We start from the raw sequence: 24,539 nt of genomic DNA on the forward strand, positions 1-24,539 counted from the left end.
AGGAATGGAATTCAGACATGTGCCAGTTCTTTTTAATGAAACCATGGAGGCTCTGAAAGTTACTCCAGGGGGCACATATATAGATGGAACCACTGGTGGAGGAGGTCATTCTTCAGGAATATGCCAGAGGCTGGAAGGAAAAGGCCTGCTTGTGGCAGTTGACAGAGACATGGATGCCCTGAGGGCATCGGAAAAAAGGCTGGAGCCTTACAGCTGCAGCAAGAAATTTGTGCACACTAATTACAGTGACATAGAAACATTGAAAAACCAGTGCGGACCCCGTGGAGCAGACGGGATTCTCCTTGATCTGGGAGTGTCGTCATTTCAGCTGGACAATCCTGACAGAGGATTTTCCTACATGCATGATGCTCCTCTGGACATGAGAATGGATGAGGACGACAGCCTGACGGCATACGACGTGGTAAACAAGTATGACCAGAAGGAGCTGGAGAGGATTATCCGGGAATATGGAGAGGAAAGATGGGCCTCCCGTATTGCCCAGTTTATTGTACGCAGCAGGGATAATTCCCCACTGATGTCCACAGGAGAGCTGGTAGATGTGATAAAGGCAGCCATACCTGCCAGAGCCAGGAGGGAAGGACCCCACCCGGCAAAACGGACATTTCAGGCAATACGAATTGAGGTAAACGGCGAACTGGACCACGTAAGGAAAGCCGCTGAAAGCCTTCCGGACATTCTCGCACCAGGAGGGAGACTTGCCATAATAACATTCCATTCTCTGGAAGACAGGATTGTTAAGCAGGCATTTAACAAGAGACTCAATCCTTGCACCTGTCCTAAGAATATTCCAGTGTGCGTATGCGGAAAGGTGCCTGATGTAAAAAAAGTGACAGGAAAGCCTGTAGTTCCCGGTAAAGAGGAACTGGAAGCTAATCCAAGAGCAAGAAGCGCAAAGCTCAGAGTTATAGAAAAGCTGGATGCAGCCAGCAGGGAGGAATGAAATGACGACGGCAGGAGCAACTAGCCATCTGAATGGAAGATCTATAAGCAGATCCTCCGGGAGAAGAAAAACTGCTGGTATCAGCCGGAATGAACTGAAAAAGAGGACCAGAGGGCTCCTCCTTATAATAGCTGTTGCCGGAATCTGTCTTCTGCTGGTGTTCATGGCTGCATTCGCCGCCAATCTCAGAAGAGAGAATACCCAGCTGCAAAAGGATAATGAATATCTTCAGGCAGAAATAGATTCCCTGAACGATCAGATCGGAGAATCTACAAATGTGGATCAGATTGAAAAGGTAGCTACAGAGCAGTACGGAATGGTACATCCCGATTCACAGAACTGCATTGCCATAGGTGATCAGAAAAACACCAATTCCGATCTTGCAGCAACCATAAAGGATGAGGCTTACAACTAACTGGGTAAATCATCTGAGCCACTTATCCCGGACGGGGTAGTGGCACTTTTGATAACAGGGGAGCATAATGGCACAATATAGTGACAAGCAAATAGAAGAATATTTGAAAAAGAAGAAAAAAAGAGAGGAAAAGCGGACACGGCGAAGATCCGTTACGGTGGACCAGAAGAACCGCCAGAGACTTTCTGTGGTTTTCGCACTCATCATGATAGTGATGGTGTATCTGATTTTCAAGGACGCCTGGTGGCAGGTAGTGAGAGCCGACGATCTTCAGGTTAAGGCAACTGAAATGCAGACCGTAGATACCTCCCTGGATCCGGTGAGAGGGAACATCTACGATTCAAACATGAAGGCTCTTGCCCAGACCGTAACAGAATATCAGCTTTACGGATATACTAACGAACTATACAGAGCAGATGGAATCAGCCAGTCGGAGAAAAAGGAGAACGTCCGTAAGCTGGCAGAGATTACAGGAAAAGATCAGGCTGATATAGAGAAGGCTCTCAAGGGAAAAGAAAATCCCGTCCTCCTGGCCGACGGCCTTAAACAGTCTCAGATAAAAAAGGCAAACAAGGAATTCGGAAACTCCATTGTGGTGAAAACCAAGGTGACAAGGTCATATCCGAACGGCGCCTTTGCAGCCCAGCTTCTTGGCGGAGTAAACTCCGACAACAACGGACTTATGGGACTGGAATATGAATATAATTCAACCCTGTCAGGAGTTAAGGGAAGGGTTATCAGAAATACAGACAGTCAGGGAAATCCACTGGCTACATCCAGCAGCAAGTATTATGCTACCAAGGATGGAGACAGTCTTGTAACCAGTATAGACGAGGTGATTCAGCACTATGTTGAAGATGCTCTTGCCCAGGGAATGAAAGATACAGAGGCTGAGTCCATTTCATGTATCGTAATGAATCCCCGTACTGGAGATGTACTGGCCATGGCCAGCACTCCCAACTACAATCCTAATGACCCGTACAGGCCGTCAAGCGACGATGATTACAACAGTTTTAAAAACCTGAGCACCAAAGAGCAGAGTGATTATCTCAGCCGGATGTGGACCAACTCCATAGTAAGCGGAGTCTACGAGCCAGGTTCTACTTTCAAGCTTATTACAGCATCGGCAGCTCTTGACACAGGCTCTGCAACCATGAATTCCAGATATTACTGTGACGGTGCCATTAACGTTGACGGCACGATGCTCCACTGCTGGAACAATTCCCACCATGGCCTCCAGGACATTAAAGAAGCTGTAGGAAATTCATGTAACCCGGCTCTTGCCAAGGTAGCCCTGGATCTGGGAGCAGTAAAGCTCTACAGGTACATAGATCTGTTCGGATTCAACCAGAAGACAAATGTTGACCTTCCGGGAGAGGGAACAGCCATCATCAAGAACACCAAGAACATGAACAACGTAGATCTGGCCACCACAGGTTATGGTCAGGGAATCGCAGTAACGCCTCTTCAGCTTCTGACTGCAGTAAATTCCCTGGGAAATGACGGAGTGCTGATGAAGCCAAAGGTAGTCCAGAAAATAGTCGACAAAAAAGGAAATACCGTAAAGAACTTCCCGGACGTTGCTGTCCGCCAGGTGATTGCCAAAGAAACGGCCGACCAGATGCGCGACATCATGGAGTACTACGTAAGCGACGCAGGTGGAACAAGCGCATACATTCCGGGATACAGAGTTGGAGGAAAAACAGGTACTGCTAACATTGCAGAAAACGGCGGATACTCCGAGGACAGGGTAACGTCCTTTGTTGCCATGGCCCCAATGGATGATCCACAGATATCTGTCCTGGTACTGGTCAGAAAACCTTCAAAGGGAGAGTTCGGTGCCACAACTGCCGGACCTATCGTAAAGAATATTCTCGAAAAAACCCTGGTATATAAGGGTGTGGAGAGAAAGTACAACAGCAGGGAAGAAGCTGCCCTCAGCAAAAGCGAAGTAACTGTTCCAGATGTTACCAACACAGACAGTCAGGAAGCTTTGAAGAAGATTCAGGCTGTAGGGCTGAACGTTAAATCAGTACCTGCAGGACAGGAAAAAACTTCCTTCAGCGTTGTTGATCAGTATCCAAAGGCAGGAACGAAGGCTGTCAAGGGAACCACAGTATATCTGTACAGCAAGTAAGCCGGCTATTACAAAAATATTTTTACCGAAAGGAAACAAGATGAAACCACTGTCAATAGAATATATAGCAGAGGGAACTGAAGGAAAGCTCCTTTCAAGAGCTGAAGGGGGCAAGTACGATTTCGCAGATAATGTAGCCATAGATTCCCGGGATGCCGCTGAAAACGGACTGTTTTTCGCCATAATAGGGGCCCGGACAGATGCTCATGTATATCTAAACGACGTGGTTTCACGAGGATGCCATACGGTAGTAGTTTCAGATGAGGATTGGGCAGAAAAAATGGTGGTCAGAGGAGATGTGAACACCATTCTGGTGGATGATACAACCAAAGCGATCATGAGGCTTGCCCGCAGGTACATGGATGACTGGCCTGAATTGAGAAGAGTAGCAGTTACAGGCTCTGTGGGAAAGACAAGCACAAAGGAATTTGTATACAGCGTCCTCTCTTCAAAGTTCAGGACTGGAAAAACTCCAGGAAACCTTAACAGTGAATATGGAATACCCCTGACAATTTTCAGGCTGGATCCCCAGACAGAAATGGCCGTTATTGAAATAGGTCTGGGTCATGGAGCTCCTATGGAAGAGCTGGTGGATATGGTAAAACCAGAAGCTGCAGTTGTTACGACTATCGGTTCCGCTCACATGGAGGTTTTCGGCAGCAGGGAAAATCTTGCCAAAGCAAAGCTTGCTGTCACCACGGGATTCAAGGGAAATGGTGGAAAGCTGATTGTAAATGCTGACAATCCTATGCTGGATCCTCAGTGGATAAGAAAAAATACAGAAGGAAATTTCAAGATAGTCACCATAGGTACAGGAATCCACTGGAATTACAGGATTTCCAACATTTGCGATGAGGGAATAGATGGTGTAAAATGCACGCTGGAGTTTAGCGACCAGAATAACCTGGAGAAGAAACAGGAAACCCTGTCCATCCCGGTAATCGGCTCTCACAACTTGTGGAACGCTTCCCTGGCAATTGCTCTTGGAGCAGAGCTGGGCATAGATGTTCATGATGGAATAGAAGCAGTGAGAAATGTAGAGCTGAATGCCAACAGGCTGGATGTAACCAGAACTGCAAAATACACTGTCATCAACGATGCTTACAATGCCAGCCCGGAATCCATGAAAGGCGCCATTGACATTGTGAACCGAAGCAAAGGCAGGGGCGTTGCAGTTCTAGGCGACATGTACGAACTGGGAGAGAAATCTGCAGATCTGCACCAGTCGGTGGGACGATATGCAGCTGATTCAGGACTTGAACTTCTGGTTACAGTTGGCCAGTTGGGAGAAGAGATTGGAAAGGGAGCTGAACTTCAGAAAAAAGCCGGTTCCGGCAACAGCAAAACAGAAGTGATCTGCTATAAGAACAGAGAAGAGGCAGAGAAGGAGCTTCCATCAGTTCTCCAAAAGGATGATGTGGTCATAGTCAAGGCCTCCAGAACCATGGAGCTTGAACATCTGGCCAAGCACCTTGCAGATTGTGGAAATGAGGGCTAAGACTGCTTTCATGATGTTTTGCACTGGAAACGACAGCCAATATTAATTAGTAAGGAAACATTTACATGAGCAGAGAATCCCTTATACCGTATTTCGTTATAGCCTTTCTGGTAACGGCCGTTGGAACATTTTTTCTGATACCGTACTTTCACAGAAAACAATTTGGACAATACATCCGGGAAGTAGGACCACAGGCCCATCTGAGCAAGCAGGGAACGCCTACTATGGGAGGCATTGCCATAGTGGCCGGCACAGCAATAGGCATTCTGGCATATGCGGGAACAGATATGGACAGCATTGTCATCATACTGACCATGCTGGGCTTTGGCCTCATAGGATTCCTGGACGATTTTGAGAAGATAGCAAAAAAGAATAACCTGGGCCTTAACCCGAAACAGAAGGTGGTGCTTCAGCTGATCTTTGGCGGCGCCATAGCCCTGTACATGATGTACAGGGGAGAAGCCGGCACATCGGTGTTCATTCCTTTTGCGAAGGTTTGGGTGAACCTGGGATATCTGTATATACCGTTCGTAATTTTCGTGGAAATTGCAATGTCGAACAGCGTCAATCTGACAGACGGACTTGACGGACTTGCATCTTCCGTAACAATAATCGCCGGCATTGGAATGGCTGCCATCGGTCACAGCACCGGTGACAGAGTCCTTTCAGCTTCTGGCATCATACTGGCCGGATCACTGTGCGGATTTCTGCTTTTCAACAAGCATCCGGCTAAGATCTTCATGGGAGATACGGGCTCCATGGCCCTTGGGGGATTTCTGTCAGCAGTAACCATAGTGACGGGAAAGGAATTTATTCTTCCAATTATTGGTCTCATATATGTGCTTGAAGCCCTTTCAGTAATTATTCAGGTCACATATTTCAAGAAGACAGGAGGAAAAAGGATTTTCCGGATGGCGCCTCTTCACCATCACTTCGAGCTGGGAGGAATGAGCGAGGTAAAAGTAGTTCTTATGTTTTCCGGTTTCACAGCCCTTTGCTGTCTGATCGGATACTGTTCCATGGTTTAGGAATAAAGGAGGACGGGTATGGAAAATATAAGCAAGGAAACTAAGGCAGGTCTGGACGCTGCCGAAGAGAACAGAAAAGCCGTTAAAGGCAAGGAGATTCTTGTTGTTGGAATGGGCAGATCAGGGGTTGCATCGGCCAGAACACTCCATGAGCTTGGAGCAAAGGTAACCTGCCAGGACTCCAAGACCAGGGATAAAATTGATCCGAAACTGGTGACCTGGCTGGAGAAAGAAAACATTCCATATATTTTCGGTGCCAGTCCTGACAATGTAGGACAGTATGACACCATAGTCCTGAGCCCTGGTGTTGCATCAGACCTTGAATTCCTGTGCACTGCACGGGACATGGGCGTGGAAGTCATTGGCGAGCTGGAGATGGCCTACAGACTTTCCAAGGGAACCTACGTAGGCATAACTGGAACTAACGGTAAAACAACTACAACTACACTGGTTGGAAATATTTTCCGCAACGCAGACAGAAATACAGCTGTAGTAGGAAACATAGGCGTGGCAGTTATGTCGAGAGCCCTGGAATCCACAGACGATGAGTGGATGATTGCAGAGGTCAGCAGCTTCCAGCTGGAGACAACAGAAACCTTCAGGCCTCATATTTCAGCAGTTCTGAATTTAACGCCAGATCACCTGAACCGCCACAAAACAATGGAGCGGTACGGAGAGGCAAAGGCAGCTGTCTTCAAGAACCAGACAGAAGATGATTTCCTCGTCATCAACTGCGACAGCAGAGAAGCCATGGAACTTCCTGAGAAATACGGATGCAGAGCAAAGATTGTTCCATTCAGCCGCAAGAAAGAACTGGAATACGGAGCCTGCCTTTACAACGACAGACTGGTGTTCAGAGACAGCAACGGAAAGATCCGCGATTTCTGTGGAAAAGATGAGCTGAAGATCATCGGTGACCACAATATCGAAAACGCCCTGGCTGCTGCAGCCATCGGATTCTGCGCCGGCATTTCTCCGGAAATCATCGGAGAAACAATCAAGGCTTTCCCTGGAGTTGAACACAGAATTGAATACTGCGGAAACGTGGACGGAGTGAAGTTCTACAACGATTCCAAAGGAACAAATACTGATGCAGCAATAATCGCCATCAATGCCATAAGGGAAAATATAATTCTTATTGCAGGTGGCGACGGCAAGGCCCAGGACTTTACAGAGTTTGCAAAGCGCCTGAATGGACCGGTCAAACACCTCATTCTCCTGGGAAGAGACGGGAAGATTATCGGAGATGCAGCAGAGAAGGCAGGTTTCACCAGCATCTTCTATGAGAAAGACATGAACTGCTGTGTCAGAAAAGCTGTTGAACTGGCTGAGGCTGGAGACAACGTCCTTCTTTCACCGGCCTGTGCAAGCTGGGATATGTATGATAACTACGAGCAGAGAGGTGACCATTTCAAAGACTGCGTTAACCAGCTTTTGAAATAAACCGGTCTGCAAACAGAATATGGAGACAAATGAAGAAAAAAGCTGGAGCAGAAAAACTGAATAATACGGACAGGGACAGAAAGGAAAAGAAGAAAAAAGGCCTGGTCCGCTTTCTTCCAGACCCTGCAGATTATATTTCTGAATCAACTGCAAGGCTTTTGACAACCTATGATTTTGTGACCATCCTTCTGGTTACCGGACTGGTGCTTTTCGGCGTAGTAATGGTGTTCAGTGCCGGATACTACTCCACAACTAATCTGAGCAAACCGGACCCCTATTATTTTCTGAAAAAAGAGGGAGAGTTTGCGATCATGGGGTTCATCATCATGTTCCTTATGGCACGGTGGGATTATCACAAGTGTGCGAAATACTATAAACAGTATCTGTACATTTCCATATTCCTGCTGATCCTGGTTCTCACCCCGGTAGGGCGGAATGTAAACGGTGCTACAAGATGGATATATATAGGCCCTGTAAACATCACGCCAAGTGAGATTACAAAGGTGGCTATGATAATTTTCACAGCGGCCTTCCTGGCAAAAGACCCTTCCAGGGCAACTGATTTTTCAAAAGGAATACTGCCTCTTCTGGCACTTACAGGAATTCAGGCGGCTATGATCATCAAGCAGCCGAACTTGTCCACAGCTATGGTAATAGTTTTCATCGTAGTTGGAATGCTGATTATCGGAGGATTTCCATGGAAGTATGTGGGAGGAGTTGTGGCAGCAGGCGTAGCCGGTATTATCTTCATCCTGGCGTTCCTGCCAAACAGCCACTGGTATTCCAGGCTGACCAACTTCATTGACCCCTTTAAGAACAGTCAGGGAGAAGGCTACCAGGTATCACAGTCTCTGATAGCTCTGGGAAACGGAGGACTGAAGGGACTGGGCCTTGGAAACAGCGTGACGAAGAACCTCTATCTGCCGGAGCCTCAGAACGATTTTATCCTGGCTATCATCGGAGAAGAGCTGGGATTCGTCGGAATATTTCTACTGATGCTGGCATATCTTTTCCTTATAAAAAGGTGTTTTGTCATTGCAGCGAAGGCACCGGATAAGCTGGGTATGTTCCTGGCCTCCGGAGTAGGAATAATGCTGGGAGTACAGGTACTGATGAACATAGCAGTTGTTACTGCATCAATGCCGGCAACCGGAGTTACCCTGCCTTTTGTGAGCTACGGAGGAACATCCATAATTGTGTTCATGGCGGCCATGGGAATCGTTCTGAATATTTCCAGAAAGGAAGATCTTAAATGAAGATAGTTCTTACAGGAGGGGGCACAGGCGGACATATTTATCCGGCCCTTGCCATAGGTGATAAATTTAAAGAATACAATCCATCTTGCGAAATTCTGTACATTGGTGCATATGGTGGAATGGAGGAGCGAATCGTTCCTGCACACGGTGTGGATTTAAAACTGGTGAGAGCAAGAGGAATTAACAGAAGCAATCCGGTGAAGCTGTTTCAGACAGCCTGGGATACCGAACTGGGATACAGAAAAGCTCTTGCTATCATGAAGAAATACAAGCCTGATGCAGTTATAAGCACAGGAAGTTTTATCAGTGCTCCTGTAGTTCTTGCCGCAAGAAAACTGGGAATAAAAATATATATACATGAGCAGAACGCTTTTCCGGGAATTGCAAATAAGAAGCTGTCTAAGTTTGCCAGACTCGTATTCCTTGGATTTGAAGCAGGAGGCACGTATTTTGAGGACAAGAGCAAGCTTATTTACAGCGGAAATCCTGTGAGAAAAGCTTTTTACAATCTTGACAGGACTGAATGCAGAAAGAAGCTGGACATTCCTGAAAGCCACTTTGTGGTAACTGTCTTCGGCGGAAGTCTTGGAGCTTCCACTCTGAATGAAATAGGAGTGGAGTGCGCAACTGAGTTTGCAGGAAGAGAAGGAGTTACACTTCTTTTCGGCACAGGACGGAATTACTACGATTCTGTTCAGAGAAAAATGAAGGCTTTGAGAATATCTGAAGCGAAGAACCTCCGGGTTACTCCGTATATTCAGGATATGCCTGATGTTCTTGGATCTTCCAATGTGGTTATTTCCAGATCGGGAGCTCTCAGTGCAGCCGAAATTATGACTACCGGCAGGGCGGCGATTTTCATTCCTTCACCTAACGTTACAGGAGATCATCAATACTACAACGCCAAGGCAGTTGCTGATCAGGGCGGTGCGATTATAGTAAGAGAAGATGGAGACTCCTGTGTAAGAGTGGTAAATACATTGAACCAGCTTATGAGAGAGCCTGAGACCCTGGATGCCATGGAAGAAGGCAGCAGAAAAGCGGCACCTCTGGACGCCACAGAGATAATTTACAGAAATATCATGGATGACTTGAAGAAATAAGCCGCCTGGGTCTTCAGACTATTATCGGGAGGACAGATGAACAATCCGGACAATAATCCTGAAAGAAAAGGAAGGGAATTATCTGCAGAAGAAGTAGTTGCAGAGAACATGAAAAAGCGTAAGGTCAGACGGGAGATGAGGAAAAAAACTCCCGGCTTTTTCATAAAGCCGCTGATAGTAATTGGGGCGGTTCTGGGACTGATCATTTTTTCCTTGTCCGGTTTCTTTACGATTCGGAATATCGAGGTAAACGGAAACAGATATTACACTGACAATGAAATAATACAGATGGCCCACGCAGAAACAGGAGGAAACCTTCTGTACAGACCGGAGAAGAAAAAAATCAGAACCTATCTTGAGAGGGATCCTTACATCAACAGCGTGGAGATACACAGAAAGCTTCCGGGCACATTGATCATCACTGTAAAAGAAAGGTCTCAGATTGCTGCAATAAAGTATGGCGACGAGTATCTTGTTATAGACAGGAACGGCACATTGCTGAGGAAAACGGAAACTCAGCCTAAGGTTACCATGCTCACCGGAATCAAGATCAAGAAGGCGACTTTGGGAGAACCCCTGGAAGCCCGTAACGAAGACGTATTTAAAGATGCGCTGACATTACTTGGAAAGATGGAAGACGGAGGAATTTACTTCATCCGCATTGAAATGTCAGAGATGTATATAAAAGCATATGTGTATGAAAGCATGGTTGTATCCGGGTCTATTAAAGAAATTGAATCGGCCATAGACCAGGGTCATATACAGCAGATACTGCAGAAGCTCTTCGCTAAGAATATAGAAAGGGGAACAATAGCCATAAGCGAAGACGGATATGCATCTTTTACCCCGGACATTTAGTTAAAAAAAGTCGCCTTAAGGTTGAAAAATGTAACAAACTGGTGCATTCACTTCATGAATATGCTATATTTAGATATATGTAACTACAGACGAGGAGGAGCTCTATGATGGAATTCGTTTCTGACTTTGTCGCTGAACAGGACAACGCTGCAATTATTAAAGTAGTAGGTGTTGGTGGCGGCGGATGCAATGCTATTAACCGGATGGTTGACTCTGATATGCAGGGTGTAACCTTCATAGCAGTAAATACAGATAAACAGGCTCTGGCTAGATGCAAGGCAGAGGTTAAGATACAGATTGGAGAGAAGATTACCGGAGGCAGAGGTGCAGGTGCAAATCCTGAGATCGGACAGAGAGCTGCCGAGGAGACTCTCGAGGAGATTACCAGCTATCTTCAGGATGCAGACATGGTATTCGTAACAGCAGGAATGGGCGGCGGCACAGGAACAGGTGCGGCACCTATTATCGCCAAGGCAGCAATGGACTGCGGTGCACTTACAGTAGCTGTTGTTACAAAGCCGTTCTCATTCGAGGGAAAGAAACGTTGGAACAGAGCTGCCAAGGGAATTCAGTACCTGCAGAACTTTGTTGATTCCCTGGTTGTTATTCCAAACGACAAGCTGATTGATTCCAGCGAGAAGAACACTTCAATGCTGGAGGCATTTGCTATGGCTGACGACGTTCTTCGCAAGGGCGTCCAGGGCATTTCAGATCTTATTTCCCAGTATGGAATCGTCAATGTGGACTTTGCCGATGTAAGAACCGTAATGGAGGGCAGAGGTATTGCTCACATGGGCGTCGGAGTAGGCACAGGCGACAACAAGATCGAAGATGCTGTAAGAAATGCAGTTGAGAGCCCTCTTCTGGAGACAAAGATCGATGGAGCAAAGTCTATTCTCCTCTATGTTTCAGGTGGATTTGACATGGGAATGCTGGACATCAGCAAGATTGCAGAGAAGATTCAGGCAGAGGCAGATCCTGATGCCAATATTATCTTTGGTGCTACAGTAAGCGAGGATATGGCCGACAAGGTTTCCATCACTCTCATTGCTACAGATTTCAGCATGGGCGGACTGGTTGACGAGCCGGAGACAAAGAAGGTTAAGCCTGTGAGAACAAACGTAAAGGCCATTGAGACAGAAGACGGTCTCCATGGAAGAGAGATGGATCTTTCAACTCTTCTGAAGAGTGAGGATCCTGATACAGCATCTAACTTTGATGTACCAGATTTCCTGAAATAGCCGGTAAAGCGGGTGTTAAGGGGAGAAACTGGTTCCAGAGAGGAACTGAGAATAACTTCTGACCAGAATCCGCGGATTAAACAGGTGGTCAGGTTAAGAAAAAAGAAATACAGAGACAGAGAGGGTTTGTTCCTTATTGAAGGGACAAACTCTGTCGTTGAGTCTCTCACAATGAAATGGGATGCTGAGTATTATATTGTTTCAGATTCAGCGTCCATGAGTGGAATCCGGAGCAGCCTTGTAAAAAAATGGCCTTCCAGAACCTTCGTTGTTCCGGAGAGGCTATTTGACAGAGTCAGCGATGCTGAGACGGGAGCCGGAGTCATGGGGGTTATAAAGAAACCTCACTGGAATACGGAAATTCTCACGGATCCGGATCAGGCTGACAGGAATATTCTCATTCTTGACCGGATACAGGATCCGGGCAATCTGGGAACCATGATTCGAACAGCAGCTGCTGCTGGTTATTGTGCCGTAATTGCCCTTAAGGGAACGGCCGACCTGTTTTCTGTGAAGACTTTGAGATCCACTGCGGGAATGGTGTTTCACATGCCTTATTTCGTGGCCCAGAACAATGAAGATCTTCTGAAAATAGTCCGGTCAAGTGGAAGAAGACTTGTGGTCACCGACCCTGAGAAGGGAATACCCTACTTTGACGGGAATTTAAATAAAGGGGTGGCACTGGTCATAGGCAATGAAGGACAAGGAATTTCCCATGAATTGATGGAAAAGGCTGATCTGAGGGTCACCATTCCTATGGCGCCGGAAGTTGAGTCGCTGAATGCAGGAATATCTGCAGCCATACTTATGTACGAAACCGTACGCAAATGAAGTGACGGGAGTTGCGGCAACCGTTTCATCAGATATTATCAGTTATTACTATTAGGATAGGAGCACTATATGGAAAGAAACAGAGCAGAAGTATCGATCTGCGGCACCAATTATGTTCTCTCTGGTGAAAAGAGCGAGGAGAAGATCAAGGAGATCGGTAAATATGTAGATGACGAGCTGCGCCGCACCAGCAAGATGCTTAACAGCAATCCAAACTATAAGTGCGCTGTGCTGGCTGCTGTCAACCTGGCTGAGAAGCTGATGGACAACAGTGATTTGCTGCTCAAGGTTCAGACTGAGAACCACCAGCTGGATAATGATGTGAAGCACTATATTTCTCTTTGGGAGAATGCAAAGAAGCAGGTAACTGACCTTAAGGAGAAGATCGGAAACGACAACGACAAGGCTGTTCAGGACAGCGAGCGCTATAAGGCACTGGAAGCCAAGTGCAGCGATCTTGAGAATGCTTACTTCGATCTCCAGAGAGAGAACGTTAGTCTTAGAAACGAGATGAGAAATCTTGAGAGACTGAAGAGGGACGATGAATAGTAAGACCCTCAGGCTGCTGGACTACAAGAGAATAATCCAAATGTTGTCCGCCATGGCAGGCTCCCAGCTTGGCCGTGACAGGATAGCCGGACTGAGCATAATGAATGATGTCCGGTCAGTAAAGGAAGCCTTAACGGAAACAACGGAAGCTGTTTCCGTTATTGTGTATAAAGGAAGTATTCCCGTTGGCGAGTTTGGTGATATAAGCCAGCTCCTGAATATTGCCCGCAAAGGCAGAGTCCTGTCGATGAGAGACCTTCTTGCTGTCAGGAGAAGTATTGCGGGAGTCAGAGAAGTCAAAGCCTTTCTCTCGGAAGATGTTCCGGAAATACCTTCTATCTCGGAAATATCAGATCTTCTTGAACCCCAGCCAAAACTGGAATCAGAGATAAACAGGTGCATCCTTTCAGAAGATGAAATGGCAGACAATGCATCTGCTGAGCTGAAGAGGATAAGGAGAGATATAAGGAACAAAAACGAATCCATCAAGAGCAGACTCTATAAATACACAAGTTCCAGAACTCTTCAGAAAAGTCTTCAAGATTCTATAGTCACAGTCAGGAACGGCAGATACGTAGTCCCGGTAAAGAGGGAGTACGCTTCTTCAGTTCCGGGACTTGTCCACGACCAGTCTCAAAGCGGTTCTACGCTTTTTATCGAACCTCAGGAAATAGTTACCATGAACAACCAGCTCAGGGAACTGGAGCTGGCAGAGGAAGAGGAGATCCGCAGAATACTGGCGGTTCTTACAGACCAGGTATCTGAGCACTATCACCAGCTGCTGAACAATCAGAATCTCATGACAGAGCTGGATGTGATTAATGCAAAAGGGCGGCTTTCTGTTGAAATGGACGGATATGAGCCAGAACTCAGCAGCGACGGAAGTCTTTCGATAGTAAAAGGAAGACATCCGCTGATTGATCCGGAAAAAGTCGTACCTATAGATGTTTCCCTGGGAGAAAATTACAATACACTTCTGATTACCGGCCCCAATACTGGGGGAAAAACCGTAACATTAAAGACCATAGGACTGTTCGTGCTGATGGCTGAAACAGGTCTTCATGTTCCGTGTCTTCCGGAAAGCAAAATACCGGTTTTCCAGGATGTTTTTGCAGATATTGGAGACGAGCAGAGCATTGAGCAAAGCCTCAGTACTTTTTCAGCTCACATGAAAAACATCTCAGAGATTATCAGGCAGGCAGGACCGGGAACCCTGGTTCTTCTGGACGAGCTGGGTTCGGGAACAGATCCATCAGAGGGAGCAGCGCTGGCCATATCCCTTATAGAAGAGCTGAGGCGCAAGGGCGTGATGACTGTTGCAACCACTCATTACACTGAGCTGAAGAAATATGCACTTTCTACTCCGGGTGTGGAAAACGCATCCATGGAGTTCGACATTGAAACCCTTTCTCCTACCTACAAGCTGAGAACAGGGCTGCCTGGAAGATCCAATGCTTTTGAGATTTCCAGGAAGCTGGGCCTAAAGGAATCTGTTATAGAAAGAGCAGCGGAGCTTCTGGATGAGAACCAGCTGAGCTTTGAAGATGCGGTTTCCAAGGTTGAGGAAGGAAGGGCAGAGGCAGAGTCTCAGATAGAACAGGCAAGAAAAATAAAGGCCAGAGCAGAAGAGAGACTCAGGGAAGCCGACGAGGAAGCAAACCAGATAAGGCTTTCGAAAGAAAAGATCCTTGATGAAGCAAGGAAGGAAGCTTTAAGAATCATTCAGGACGCCCAGAATCAGGTTGAACAGGTAAGCAAAGAGCTGAAAGCCTCTAAAGACAGGGATAAGGGCCATCGAACTGCAGCAGTTGCCGACAGCAGAAGGAAGCTGAAAGAAGCTGCCAGCAAACATGATTCTCCTAAAAAAACTGTCAGAAGGGAGAAGGGTGCAAACCCGGAAGATCTTAAGGTGGGCACATTGGTAAGAATCCTTTCCCTTCAGCAGAACGGAGAAGTTCAGTCGGAAGCAGACAGTCATGGAAACGTAACGGTGAAGGCCGGAGCCCTTAAGATGACAGTAAATGCAAAAGACCTGGTAATCCTGGAAAGCATGCCTCAGGGCAATAAAGAAAGACAGAAGAGAAAAGCCTATTCCAGAATATCATCCAGCAAGGCCAGAAGCATCAGCCCTGAGCTGAATGTAATAGGAAAGAACCTGGATGATGCATCAGTAGAAGTTGCAAAGTACATAGATGATGCAAGCCTGTCAGGCCTTGGGAGAGTCAGCATTATACACGGACGTGGCAAGGGCATCCTTCAGAAGGGACTGAGAGAAGAACTCCGGCGGAACAAGCTGGTGAAAAGCATTAAGGCTGCTCCTTATGACCAGGGGGGAGAAGGAGTGACCATAGTAGAGCTTAAGAAAAAATAAGATTTCAGAAATATTACATGGCGGAAAAAAGTCCGGGAGGACAGGAGTAAAATGTATATCGTAAGCAGATGCCTTCTTGGAGTTAATTGCAAATACAATGGAGGAAACAGCCGGTGCGGGGAAGTCATTGATTTTCTCCGGGATAAAAGCTTCGTTTCCGTTTGTCCGGAGACCCAGGGAGGCCTTAAAGCTCCCAGAGACCCGGCTGAACAGCAAAATGGACGAGTAATTGACAGGGCAGGCAGAGATCTGACTGAGTACTTCAGGGCCGGTGCAGAAAGAGCTTTGAAGCTGGCCATGGAGACTGCAGAGGCTAAAGGAGAGTCCATAGAGGGAGCTATACTGAAAGCCAGAAGCCCTTCCTGTGGCGTTACGGCCATATACGATGGAACTTTTACAGGAGCAACTGTGCCGGGAGACGGAATTTTTGCTGCAGAGCTTAGAAAAGCCGGAATTCCGCTGATGACAGAAGAAGATTTGTATCGGAGTGACAAATGATAGATTTCAAGAAACAAATTGCAAGGGAGCTGAACAATCCAGCCTTTGGACTGACAGATGAAGAAGTCGAGGGAATGATAGAGATTCCTGCAGATACCAGTCATGGAGACTATGCTTTTCCGTGCTTCAAGCTGGCAAGAACACTGAGAAAGGCACCTCCACTCATTGCCGCTGACGTGGCAGAAAGAATTGCAGGTTCACCGTTTTTCGAAAAAGTGGAACAGGTCAATGCATACGTTAACATGTTCCTCAGCAGAGAACAGGTGGCCGGACAGGTGGTTTCAGAAGTCCTGAAGGAAAAAGACGATTTTGGACGTTCAGATGTGGGTCATGGAAAGACAGTAATCGTTGAGTATTCATCACCGAATATTGCCAAGCCGTTCCACATTGGTCACATAAGAAGCACAGTTATTGGAAATGCCATCTACAAGTTGTACGATGAGACCGGCTATAATGTGGTAAGAATCAACCATCTGGGAGATTATGGTACACAGTTCGGTAAAATGATTGTTGCATACAGAATGTGGGGCAACCACGACGAACTGGCAAAGGATCCGATAAAGACTCTTCTGGGCTACTATACGAGATTCCATAAAGAAGCTGAGAAAGATCCGACTCTGGACGAAAAGGCAAGGGAAGCTTTTGCAAAACTTGAAGCTGGCAATGAAGAAGAGGTTCAGCTCTGGAAAAAGTTCCGTGAACTGTCACTTAAGGAGTTCAACAGGGTTTACGACATGCTGGGAATCACCTTCGATTCCTACGCTGGCGAAAGCTTCTATTCAGACAAAATGCCTGCCGTTATAGAGGAGCTGAAAGAAAAGGGACTTCTTCAGGAATCAAGGGGCGCCCAAATTGTGGATCTGGAATCTATGGGAATCAGCACTCCAGCAGTTATTCAGAAATCTGACGGATCCAGCCTTTACGCCACAAGGGATATTGCTGCTGCCATTTACAGGAAGCAGACATATGATTTCTATAAGTGCATATATGTAGTAGCATCTCAGCAGAATCTCCATTTCCAGCAGTGGAAGGCTGTTCTGCAGCTTATGGGATATGACTGGCAGAAAGACTGCGTTCACGTTCCATTTGGCCTGGTAAGCCTTCCTGAGGGAACCATGTCAACCAGAAACGGAAGGGTGGTTTTCCTGGAAGATGTTTTAAAGACTGCTGTTGAAAAGACCAGGGAAATAATCGCAGAGAAAAACACAGAAGGCATCGACGTAGATGAAGTTGCCCGCCAGGTAGGCATAGGAGCTGTAATTTTCCAGGAACTGTCCAACAACAGAATCAAGGATTACGTTTTCGACTGGAACAACGTAACAAACTTCGACGGAGAAACAGGCCCGTATGTACAGTATACTCATGCAAGAGCCTGCAGCGTTCTGAGAAAGGCGGGAGAGGCTGATCTGGAAAAAATGAGAAGCGGCGGTGCGGCAGATTACGGCTATCTCACATCTGAAAGCGCTTATCAGCTAGTAAAAGATCTGTCCAGAGTTCCTGAGGTTATCAGAGATGCAGCCGAAAAGTATGAGCCTTCAATTTTGACAAGACACCTTGTAGATGTGGCTCAGAGCTTTAACAAGTTCTACCATGATGAACACATACTGGTTGACAATGAAGACGAGAAGCTGGCAAAGCTGGCACTTGTTGACGCTTCCAGAATTGTAATAAAGAACTGCCTGGGACTTCTGGGCATTGAAGCTCCTGAAAGGATGTAGGTAAGACGATGAGACTTCTTCTGACTACGATTGAAAATGATTGTATTCACAGCAAACTGGCACTGAAGAACCTTTACAGTGCAGTGGAAGGTTCTCCGGCTGACGTTTCTGTAAAAGAATATCCCCGGGAAATGACCACCAGCGAAATCTATGACGATATTGTGAGAGGCGATTACGATATCGTTTATTTCCATACAAATATGGCTATTTCCTCCAGGATAGACAACATCGCGGAGCTGGTAAAAAAAGCCATGCCTGTGGTGAACATCATTTTGGGAGGAAGGGAAGTCAGCTTCGGCACCAGAAAGTATATGGAAGATCATCCTCAGGTAGATTTTGTTTTCAGAGGCTATGGGGAGATGATACTCTTCAGGTTTGTAAAAGCCCTTCTCACCTACAGCTTCGATTTCGACAGGATCGGAGGGCTGGCATACAGGGAGAACGATGAAATCTATGTTAACGACTTCCCGGAAAATATGGACTACGATAAAATTCCTTTTCCATATGAACAGGAGGAACTTACGGCCAGAGATCAGGTTTACTACCAGTCTTTCAGAGGCGATGCAGACAGATGTGCTTATGCCCAGGTTCTGCCTGACCGATCCATTAGCGCTCTTCCGCTGGGAAGAGTGTGTTCGGAGTTAAGGTATTTCCTGATAAAGGAAGTTAAATCCGTGACCTTCGTTGAGAAGTGGTTTAACTATAATGTTGACAGGGCTTATAAAATCTGGGATTACCTGATCAGCAACGACAATGGTGTGACAAAATTCATATTTGACGTAAACGGAGATTATCTGGATGAAGAGACGGTGCGCCTGCTTTCCGGTGCAAGGAAAGGGCTCTTTGAATTCAATATGGATATTGAGAGCACCAATGCGGAAGCTCTTGATGCGGCAGGGAGAAAGGCAAATATTTACCAGCTGATGTACAACGTAAGCAAACTTCTGCAGATGTCAGAAGTCAAGGTTAATGCCTATATAACAGCAGGCCTTCCTTTTGACACACCTCAGCAGTTCCAGCGTACTTTCAACAAGGCTTACGGCCTTGGGACAGCCACTTTGAACATCAGAATTCTCAATCTGAGAAAGGGGACGCTGCTCAGGGAAGAGGCTGATAAGTTCGGCTACGTTTACAACAGCAGGGCGCCTTATCAGGTGATTGCAAATGATTTTATGCCTGCACCTGAGCTCATAAAAATCAAGGATATTGCCAGGGTCACGGGACTATACACTGGAACAGAAGACTTCGCACAGTCTCTTCCAAGGATTTTCCGCGACACTTCCGTAAAACCATACACTTTTTTCCAGGGACTTACTGAATTTATTTACAGAAACGACCTGATGAAGAAAACTGGTATTAAGGAAAATTTGTACAGAATCTTATATGCATATGCTCAGGGTCAGTATGACAGCAGCAATGAAACGTTGAAATTACAGGTGCTCATGGATGTTATCCACGACGATCTTGAGAACAGCATGAGCCCTGAAGATGTAAAGAAGTTCGACAGAAAAGGATGGGAGCTTTAAGTGACAGAGATTATTAAGCTTGACAAGACAAATAATCTGAACGGGACTGCAGGTACAGAACATGAAGCCCCAAAGCCGGAAAAGGAAAAAGACAGAGTTGCCAGATTCCTGAGGAAACTCAACGAGGGAGCTCTTTTTGATGAGCTGAAGGATGATATTCTCAGCTCTATGGGCCTTGAACAGGTGATGAAAAATGTTCCTGTTCCTATTAGTGCTGGCCAGGGAGAGGAACTGACCACAAGGACCATAGCAGTTAATATGGGAAGAGTGCTGGGAGGAGATCCGGATTTTCCTTTCAAGAGCCAGTACCTTGAGTTCATTAAAAAAGTGTTTGGTGACAATGCTGTAAAAGCAATGATCGCTGAAGGCGTCAAGATGTCTTCTTCAGGCAATTACGAAATCGGTGCCATGTTTTTCAGAACTGCGCTGATGATGGAACCTGAAAACAGGGATGCGCTTTATTTTTATGGAAGAGCTCTCACAGATGCGTATTCCCTGGAAAACGATGATGAAGATTATGTTGGAAGCTTCAAGGCTGAGTCCATCGAGGTATTTGAGCTGCTTACAATGATTCACCAGGACTTTGATATGGGCTACTATTTCCTTGGTTATTCATATGCAAACCTGGGCCTCTACAAGAAAGCTCAGCTCACTTGGCAGACCTTACTTGAGCTGTCTGGCTCCAGGACCGGTGAGGATGCAGAATCAATGAGGGAAGAGATCAGTGAAAGGCTGGATTCCCTTGAGGATCCAGTGGTAATTGAAGAGGCCTGCAACGATATTTTGAGAGGAGATTTTCAGAACGGAAGGGACATTCTCCTCAGATATACGGAAGGGGCTTACAGCAAGTGGTGGCCTCTCTGGTATTATCTGGCTGTTGCAGAAAGTTCCCTGGGCAACGCCGAGGAGGCTATTACAGATTATAAGACAGCGTTGCAGTACAGCCCTAGCAACATTCAGGTAATGGAGGAGCTGGCTCAGGTCTTTGAGGCTGTGGGACTTCCTCAAAGTGCGGAGAAGTACAGGAAGAAGATTGAAATCGTAAAGAATAATATGGATTCGGAGTAGACAATTAGGCCGGGGTGTGGTATCATATCTATTGTGACCTAAGTCCGGAGACATGAACAACAGGAAAATAAAAAAAGTTGTTGACAATGTCCTGGAAATAGCGTATACTAAAGAAGTCGCGAAAACGGGACAGGTTTTTCCGAGGTAGCTCAATGGCAGAGCAACCGGCTGTTAACCGGTAGGTTGTGGGTTCGAGCCCCACCCTCGGAGCCATTTATTTTTTCTGCCGGAATGGCGGAATTGGCAGACGCCTGGGACTTAAAATCCCATGAGATTTTATCTCGTACCGGTTCGAGCCCGGTTTCCGGCACCAATTAAATATGATATCGCGGGGTAGAGCAGTTGGTAGCTCGTCGGGCTCATAACCCGGAGGCCGGAGGTTCAAGTCCTCCCCCCGCAACCAATGATCAAGACCCTGCAAGTATTGAGCAATCAAGACTTGCAGGGTCTTTTGTTTTATCTTTTTCAACTTCCCATTATTAATCCCCTATACCACCGGCCTTGATGTATAATTATCAAAGAACAACGTGCTGTCTTCTAAGAAAGGAGTGAAAAGATGTTACACGAAATTACTTTTCCATCATTCAATGAGCGGGATACGGTATATGGCTGGATTTATGTGCCGGCAGAGGAACCCCGGGGAATAGTTCAGCTCATCCATGGCTTTGGTGAACATTCCAGAAGATATTTGCATATGATTTCTCAATTTGTTGATGCGGGATACATAGTATCTGCTGATGACCATGTGGGCCACGGGAAGACAGCTATCGAAAATAATACCTGGGGTGACTGGGGAACAAAGGGCCCTCACACCATGATGGAAGACGAACATAAGCTCCATGATCTTACGGTAAAAATGTATCCGGATCTTCCATATTTCCTGTTTGGTCACAGCATGGGATCCTTTATAGTACGTGATTATATTTCAAAATACGGGGAAGAGCTGGCAGGAGCAACTATTTGCGGAACTACAGGTGTGTGGCCAGGCCTTGATGAAGGAATTGCAGCATGCCAGAAACTGGTAGATGAAGGAAAAGGTGAGGAAGCCGATCCTGAGCTTCCGGGAAAACTCATGGGATGGATGTTTTCTAGATGCACAGAAGGAGTGAAACTTGGAAATGAGTGGATTTGTTCAGATCCAGCTGTGCAGAAAGACCACGCAGAAGATCCATTTGACGCGTTTACCCGCCCAACTTCAAACAGAGCATTTCTGTATTTTTGCCAGATGATGGACTTCATCACAGGACCGGAATGGGCGTCAAAGGTGCCGGTTTCACTGCCAATTTACAATATTGCAGGTGATCAGGATCCTGTAGGACAGTTCGGCACAGGAGTTATGCAGGTGGCAAACTGGCTCATAGATTCAGGCCATGATGTTGAGACCATGCTTTATCCTGGTTACCGTCATGAGATCCACAATTACAGTGATCTGAAATATGAGGTGGAAGATGGCATTATCTGCTTCATGGACAGTCACAGTGCAAAATAAAGGATCTGGAAAAATGACAGGATTTGCAGTTGGCGAGAAGCTGATATTGACCGGTCAGATTCTCATGGCTCTGTGCTGCGGAATCTATATTCCCTGGTGGTTCAAGGTGTTTAAACCTGAACAGCCCCACAACTGGATTGCTGATGGTGCAGGAATATTGCTTTTATTGATAGTTATTTCTGGACTATCAGGTCTTGTCTTCACTGTAGCTGGAAACAGCCGTGTACAGAGTGACGGATTTTTCATTCCGGGAATTCATCCTCTGATGGCTGGCATAATATTGTATTTCGCAATAATGACCCTGACAGTATTCGCCTTCCACCGCCCGGTGACTACGGAACTTTTTCTCATAACTGGATGGCTTGTACTGGAGGTTGTGACGGTGAATGCACTGTACGGAACGGAATGCTTCACCAGGGGAATGACAGCAGGTCTACTGGCCGTTGAGACAGGGGTGTTTATTTCAAACATAGTCCTGTATGTTCTGTATTACAGGCTGGATCAGTGGACGGCATATAAGATGGCTGCAGTGCCACTGGCACTGGATGGAATAGTGATGTTAGTGATTGCAGGAATTATAGTGTTTCGAAGGTGTGCTTTATGAATTTTATGGAAAAAAGGATTATTAAAGACGGCAAGGTTAAGCCTGGAAATGTGCTGAAGGTGGATAGTTTCCTGAACCATCAGATGGACATTGACTTGTTTGACGAAATGGGAAAAGAGTGGAGCCGGAGGTTTGAAGGTCAGGGGGTGGACAAGATCCTTACGATTGAGGCCTCTGGAATAGGCATCGCCTGCATAGCCGCCCGGTATTTTCACGTTCCTTTGGTTTTTGCCAAGAAATCCAAGAGCATCAACCTGGATGGGGAGACCTACGTTGCCCAGGTTAAGTCCTTCACCCACGGCACTATCAATAATGTGATCGTAGAGAAGAAGTTTCTCTCTCCAGGAGAGAATGTTCTGCTGATCGATGACTTTCTGGCCAATGGCTGTGCGCTGCAGGGGCTCATATCCATAGTTCAGGAAGCAGGTGCCAGGGTAGCAGGAATAGGAATAGCCATTGAAAAGGGCTTTCAGCCTGGAGGACAGATCATACGCAATATGGGATACAAGCTGGAGTCACTGGCAATAATAGATTCCATGAACGATGAGACGGGAGAGATTTTTTTCAGAGACGGGAATAATAAGAAGATATATTCAGGTCTTGAAAAATAGACCATACGTTGTAGTGAGACTCAGGTTTTCAGGGCATTTTGACTTAGAGGAATGTTTTGAGATGGCAGAATTGCCATCTCTTTTTTTGTAATTTTATAGATATTTGAGGGTGGCAGAATAGATTCTTGAGAAGTTCTGGATAGGGCAATTCTGGTAACAGGAGACCTGGCCCGGAACATCAGCGATCAGTACAATATTGACCGCAGAAGGACAGCATCCCTGCTGGACATCTTCAGCTGCGTAATGCAGGGACTCCTTCCATATAGCGGGCAGCTCCTTCTCTCTGCATCTTTTGTAGCAGCTTCAGGATTAATTCAGATCTGCTATCCATTGACATTTGCTGTCCAATTGTTATAATTCCTATAGGAATTGAGGGAATTAGAACTGCGGCGGTATACTCTTTCGGAAATCACTGTAAGATCCATTCCGGGGAGAAATATCGTAACAGCCGAAATGTAAAGTGGGGTATCAGATGGGCTTTTTCAAGGACTTAAACGAGAATTATGAAGTGATAAAGGAGAGAGACCCGGCCATTCACTCAAAGGCCGAGGTTCTCCTTTATCCTTATTTTCAGGCGTTGAGATCGTATAAAAGAGCACACAAACTATATCTGAAAGGTCATTATTTTCTGGCCAGGTGGATTTCTCAGAGAGCTGCCAGAAAGACTAATATAGAGATACATCCTGGGGCAACAATAGGAAAAGGGTTTTTCATAGACCACGGTCACGGCGTCGTAATCGGAGAAACTGCTGAGATCGGCGATAACGTCAGCATGTACCACGGAGTTACTCTGGGGGGAACCGGAAAAGACAGTGGTAAGAGGCATCCTACCGTTGGAAACAACGTGACCATCTGTGCAGGAGCCACTATTTTGGGACCGGTAAAAATAGGAGACAATGCGGTGATAGGTGCCGAGAGTTTCGTACTTAAAGATGTTCCCCATGACACTACTGTTGTAGGGGCCCCGGCAAGAATCGTGAAGAGAAAGACCGGAGACAGCATCATTTCTTATGATGAACACGGAAACATCAAGAAAATACAGGAAGACAAGGGACAGCGTACTTTCGAGAGATGTGTAGTCACCAACAAGATAATAGAGAAGAGAACCAATCATGACAACGAATGTCCGTTAAAAGGCCAGCACATGCCAGAACAGTGCGGCAAGTGTCCAGTCACTCATGATGAATTCGAAGATGGGTCCAAGGGCCATCCGGCCTGGCTATCAGAGAAGAAAGCCCAGTAAAATAGCTCAGTAAAATTCAGACAATAAATATAACCGAAAACACCTGCATCAGAACTTAGAATCTGATGCAGGTGTTTTCATAAGTAAATCA

At 46.2% G+C, this 24,539-nt stretch carries 21 protein-coding genes and 3 tRNA genes; all 24 read left to right on the forward strand.

What is annotated here, in order from left to right; translation table 11 throughout:
• Positions 1-4 precede the first annotated feature (4 nt).
• Positions 5-961, forward strand: coding sequence for a 16S rRNA (cytosine(1402)-N(4))-methyltransferase RsmH (gene rsmH, locus FYJ66_RS00965; protein ID WP_154571655.1), 957 nt, complete (start codon positions 5-7; stop codon positions 959-961).
• Position 962: 1 nt separating this feature from the next.
• Entirely contained in the window at positions 963-1,376 is a 414-nt protein-coding gene (locus FYJ66_RS00970; RefSeq protein ID WP_206156941.1) for an FtsB family cell division protein, read from the forward strand.
• Positions 1,377-1,443: 67 nt separating this feature from the next.
• Complete coding sequence (locus FYJ66_RS00975; RefSeq protein ID WP_154571657.1) at positions 1,444-3,513, forward strand: penicillin-binding transpeptidase domain-containing protein; 2,070 nt, start codon at positions 1,444-1,446, stop codon at positions 3,511-3,513.
• Between the two features lie 40 nt (positions 3,514-3,553).
• On the forward strand, positions 3,554-5,011 hold the full coding sequence (locus FYJ66_RS00980; RefSeq protein WP_154571658.1) for a UDP-N-acetylmuramoyl-tripeptide--D-alanyl-D-alanine ligase: 1,458 nt from the start codon (positions 3,554-3,556) through the stop codon (positions 5,009-5,011).
• A gap of 65 nt (positions 5,012-5,076) precedes the next feature.
• A complete protein-coding gene (mraY, locus tag FYJ66_RS00985; protein WP_154571659.1) occupies positions 5,077-6,039 on the forward strand; it encodes a phospho-N-acetylmuramoyl-pentapeptide-transferase in 963 nt (320 codons plus the stop codon).
• 18 nt (positions 6,040-6,057) lie between these two features.
• Positions 6,058-7,482, forward strand: a complete 1,425-nt coding sequence (gene murD / locus FYJ66_RS00990) for a UDP-N-acetylmuramoyl-L-alanine--D-glutamate ligase (protein WP_154571660.1) — start codon at positions 6,058-6,060, stop codon at positions 7,480-7,482.
• 29 nt (positions 7,483-7,511) lie between these two features.
• Entirely contained in the window at positions 7,512-8,738 is a 1,227-nt protein-coding gene (gene ftsW, locus FYJ66_RS00995) for a putative lipid II flippase FtsW (RefSeq protein ID WP_154571661.1), read from the forward strand.
• On the forward strand, positions 8,735-9,841 hold the full coding sequence (gene murG / locus FYJ66_RS01000; RefSeq protein ID WP_154571662.1) for an undecaprenyldiphospho-muramoylpentapeptide beta-N-acetylglucosaminyltransferase: 1,107 nt from the start codon (positions 8,735-8,737) through the stop codon (positions 9,839-9,841). Before ftsW ends, murG begins: the two co-directional genes overlap by 4 nt.
• 36 nt (positions 9,842-9,877) lie before the next feature.
• Positions 9,878-10,699 (forward strand): cell division protein FtsQ/DivIB, encoded by an 822-nt coding sequence (locus FYJ66_RS01005; RefSeq protein ID WP_154571663.1) that lies wholly within the window; start codon positions 9,878-9,880, stop codon positions 10,697-10,699.
• A gap of 104 nt (positions 10,700-10,803) precedes the next feature.
• On the forward strand, positions 10,804-11,940 hold the full coding sequence (ftsZ, locus tag FYJ66_RS01010) for a cell division protein FtsZ (protein WP_154571664.1): 1,137 nt from the start codon (positions 10,804-10,806) through the stop codon (positions 11,938-11,940).
• Positions 11,941-11,952: 12 nt separating this feature from the next.
• Positions 11,953-12,771, forward strand: coding sequence for a TrmH family RNA methyltransferase (locus FYJ66_RS09385; RefSeq protein WP_154571665.1), 819 nt, complete (start codon positions 11,953-11,955; stop codon positions 12,769-12,771).
• Between the two features lie 69 nt (positions 12,772-12,840).
• Positions 12,841-13,320, forward strand: a complete 480-nt coding sequence (locus FYJ66_RS01020) for a cell division protein ZapA (RefSeq protein ID WP_154571666.1) — start codon at positions 12,841-12,843, stop codon at positions 13,318-13,320.
• A complete protein-coding gene (locus tag FYJ66_RS01025; protein WP_154571667.1) occupies positions 13,313-15,691 on the forward strand; it encodes an endonuclease MutS2 in 2,379 nt (792 codons plus the stop codon). The genes FYJ66_RS01020 and FYJ66_RS01025 overlap by 8 nt, the downstream gene beginning before the upstream one ends.
• Before the next feature lie 51 nt (positions 15,692-15,742).
• A complete protein-coding gene (locus tag FYJ66_RS01030; RefSeq protein ID WP_154571668.1) occupies positions 15,743-16,189 on the forward strand; it encodes a 2-thiouracil desulfurase family protein in 447 nt (148 codons plus the stop codon).
• The gene (gene argS / locus FYJ66_RS01035) at positions 16,186-17,907 is read left to right on the forward strand and encodes an arginine--tRNA ligase (protein WP_154571669.1); all 1,722 of its coding nucleotides are present in this window, start codon (positions 16,186-16,188) and stop codon (positions 17,905-17,907) included. Before FYJ66_RS01030 ends, argS begins: the two co-directional genes overlap by 4 nt.
• Before the next feature lie 8 nt (positions 17,908-17,915).
• Positions 17,916-19,433, forward strand: a complete 1,518-nt coding sequence (locus FYJ66_RS01040; RefSeq protein WP_154571670.1) for a B12-binding domain-containing radical SAM protein — start codon at positions 17,916-17,918, stop codon at positions 19,431-19,433.
• Positions 19,434-20,501, forward strand: coding sequence for a tetratricopeptide repeat protein (locus FYJ66_RS09390; protein ID WP_154571671.1), 1,068 nt, complete (start codon positions 19,434-19,436; stop codon positions 20,499-20,501).
• A 138-nt stretch (positions 20,502-20,639) separates the two neighbouring features.
• Positions 20,640-20,714 (forward strand) — tRNA-Asn (locus tag FYJ66_RS01050).
• A 12-nt stretch (positions 20,715-20,726) separates the two neighbouring features.
• Positions 20,727-20,814 (forward strand) — tRNA-Leu (locus FYJ66_RS01055).
• Between the two features lie 14 nt (positions 20,815-20,828).
• A tRNA-Met gene (locus FYJ66_RS01060) sits at positions 20,829-20,904 on the forward strand.
• Between the two features lie 153 nt (positions 20,905-21,057).
• Positions 21,058-21,990 (forward strand): alpha/beta fold hydrolase, encoded by a 933-nt coding sequence (locus FYJ66_RS01065; RefSeq protein WP_154571672.1) that lies wholly within the window; start codon positions 21,058-21,060, stop codon positions 21,988-21,990.
• A 13-nt stretch (positions 21,991-22,003) separates the two neighbouring features.
• Entirely contained in the window at positions 22,004-22,594 is a 591-nt protein-coding gene (locus tag FYJ66_RS01070; RefSeq protein ID WP_154571673.1) for a hypothetical protein, read from the forward strand.
• Positions 22,591-23,205, forward strand: coding sequence for a xanthine phosphoribosyltransferase (locus FYJ66_RS01075; RefSeq protein ID WP_154571674.1), 615 nt, complete (start codon positions 22,591-22,593; stop codon positions 23,203-23,205). The genes FYJ66_RS01070 and FYJ66_RS01075 overlap by 4 nt, the downstream gene beginning before the upstream one ends.
• Positions 23,206-23,677: 472 nt before the next feature.
• Positions 23,678-24,448 carry a serine O-acetyltransferase EpsC gene (gene epsC, locus FYJ66_RS01080; protein ID WP_154571675.1) on the forward strand — a complete coding sequence of 257 codons (771 nt, stop codon included), beginning with the start codon at positions 23,678-23,680 and terminating at the stop codon, positions 24,446-24,448.
• The last annotated feature ends 91 nt before the right edge of the window (positions 24,449-24,539 follow it).

The organism is Allobaileyella intestinalis (assembly GCF_009695865.1).
Classification (GTDB): Bacteria; Bacillota; Clostridia; order Peptostreptococcales; family Anaerovoracaceae; genus Allobaileyella; species Allobaileyella intestinalis.

What these genes read in the sequence shown, in the direction of transcription:
- rsmH (WP_154571655.1), top strand. Translation starts at nt 5, where the DNA reads ATGGAATTCAGACATGTGCCAGTTCTTTTTAATGAAACCATGGAGGCT.
- FYJ66_RS00970 (WP_206156941.1), top strand. Translation starts at nt 963, where the DNA reads ATGACGACGGCAGGAGCAACTAGCCATCTGAATGGAAGATCTATAAGC.
- FYJ66_RS00975 (WP_154571657.1), top strand. Translation starts at nt 1,444, where the DNA reads ATGGCACAATATAGTGACAAGCAAATAGAAGAATATTTGAAAAAGAAG.
- FYJ66_RS00980 (WP_154571658.1), top strand. Translation starts at nt 3,554, where the DNA reads ATGAAACCACTGTCAATAGAATATATAGCAGAGGGAACTGAAGGAAAG.
- mraY (WP_154571659.1), top strand. Translation starts at nt 5,077, where the DNA reads ATGAGCAGAGAATCCCTTATACCGTATTTCGTTATAGCCTTTCTGGTA.
- murD (WP_154571660.1), top strand. Translation starts at nt 6,058, where the DNA reads ATGGAAAATATAAGCAAGGAAACTAAGGCAGGTCTGGACGCTGCCGAA.
- ftsW (WP_154571661.1), top strand. Translation starts at nt 7,512, where the DNA reads ATGAAGAAAAAAGCTGGAGCAGAAAAACTGAATAATACGGACAGGGAC.
- murG (WP_154571662.1), top strand. Translation starts at nt 8,735, where the DNA reads ATGAAGATAGTTCTTACAGGAGGGGGCACAGGCGGACATATTTATCCG.
- FYJ66_RS01005 (WP_154571663.1), top strand. Translation starts at nt 9,878, where the DNA reads ATGAACAATCCGGACAATAATCCTGAAAGAAAAGGAAGGGAATTATCT.
- ftsZ (WP_154571664.1), top strand. Translation starts at nt 10,804, where the DNA reads ATGATGGAATTCGTTTCTGACTTTGTCGCTGAACAGGACAACGCTGCA.
- FYJ66_RS01020 (WP_154571666.1), top strand. Translation starts at nt 12,841, where the DNA reads ATGGAAAGAAACAGAGCAGAAGTATCGATCTGCGGCACCAATTATGTT.
- FYJ66_RS01025 (WP_154571667.1), top strand. Translation starts at nt 13,313, where the DNA reads ATGAATAGTAAGACCCTCAGGCTGCTGGACTACAAGAGAATAATCCAA.
- FYJ66_RS01030 (WP_154571668.1), top strand. Translation starts at nt 15,743, where the DNA reads ATGTATATCGTAAGCAGATGCCTTCTTGGAGTTAATTGCAAATACAAT.
- argS (WP_154571669.1), top strand. Translation starts at nt 16,186, where the DNA reads ATGATAGATTTCAAGAAACAAATTGCAAGGGAGCTGAACAATCCAGCC.
- FYJ66_RS01040 (WP_154571670.1), top strand. Translation starts at nt 17,916, where the DNA reads ATGAGACTTCTTCTGACTACGATTGAAAATGATTGTATTCACAGCAAA.
- FYJ66_RS01065 (WP_154571672.1), top strand. Translation starts at nt 21,058, where the DNA reads ATGTTACACGAAATTACTTTTCCATCATTCAATGAGCGGGATACGGTA.
- FYJ66_RS01070 (WP_154571673.1), top strand. Translation starts at nt 22,004, where the DNA reads ATGACAGGATTTGCAGTTGGCGAGAAGCTGATATTGACCGGTCAGATT.
- FYJ66_RS01075 (WP_154571674.1), top strand. Translation starts at nt 22,591, where the DNA reads ATGAATTTTATGGAAAAAAGGATTATTAAAGACGGCAAGGTTAAGCCT.
- epsC (WP_154571675.1), top strand. Translation starts at nt 23,678, where the DNA reads ATGGGCTTTTTCAAGGACTTAAACGAGAATTATGAAGTGATAAAGGAG.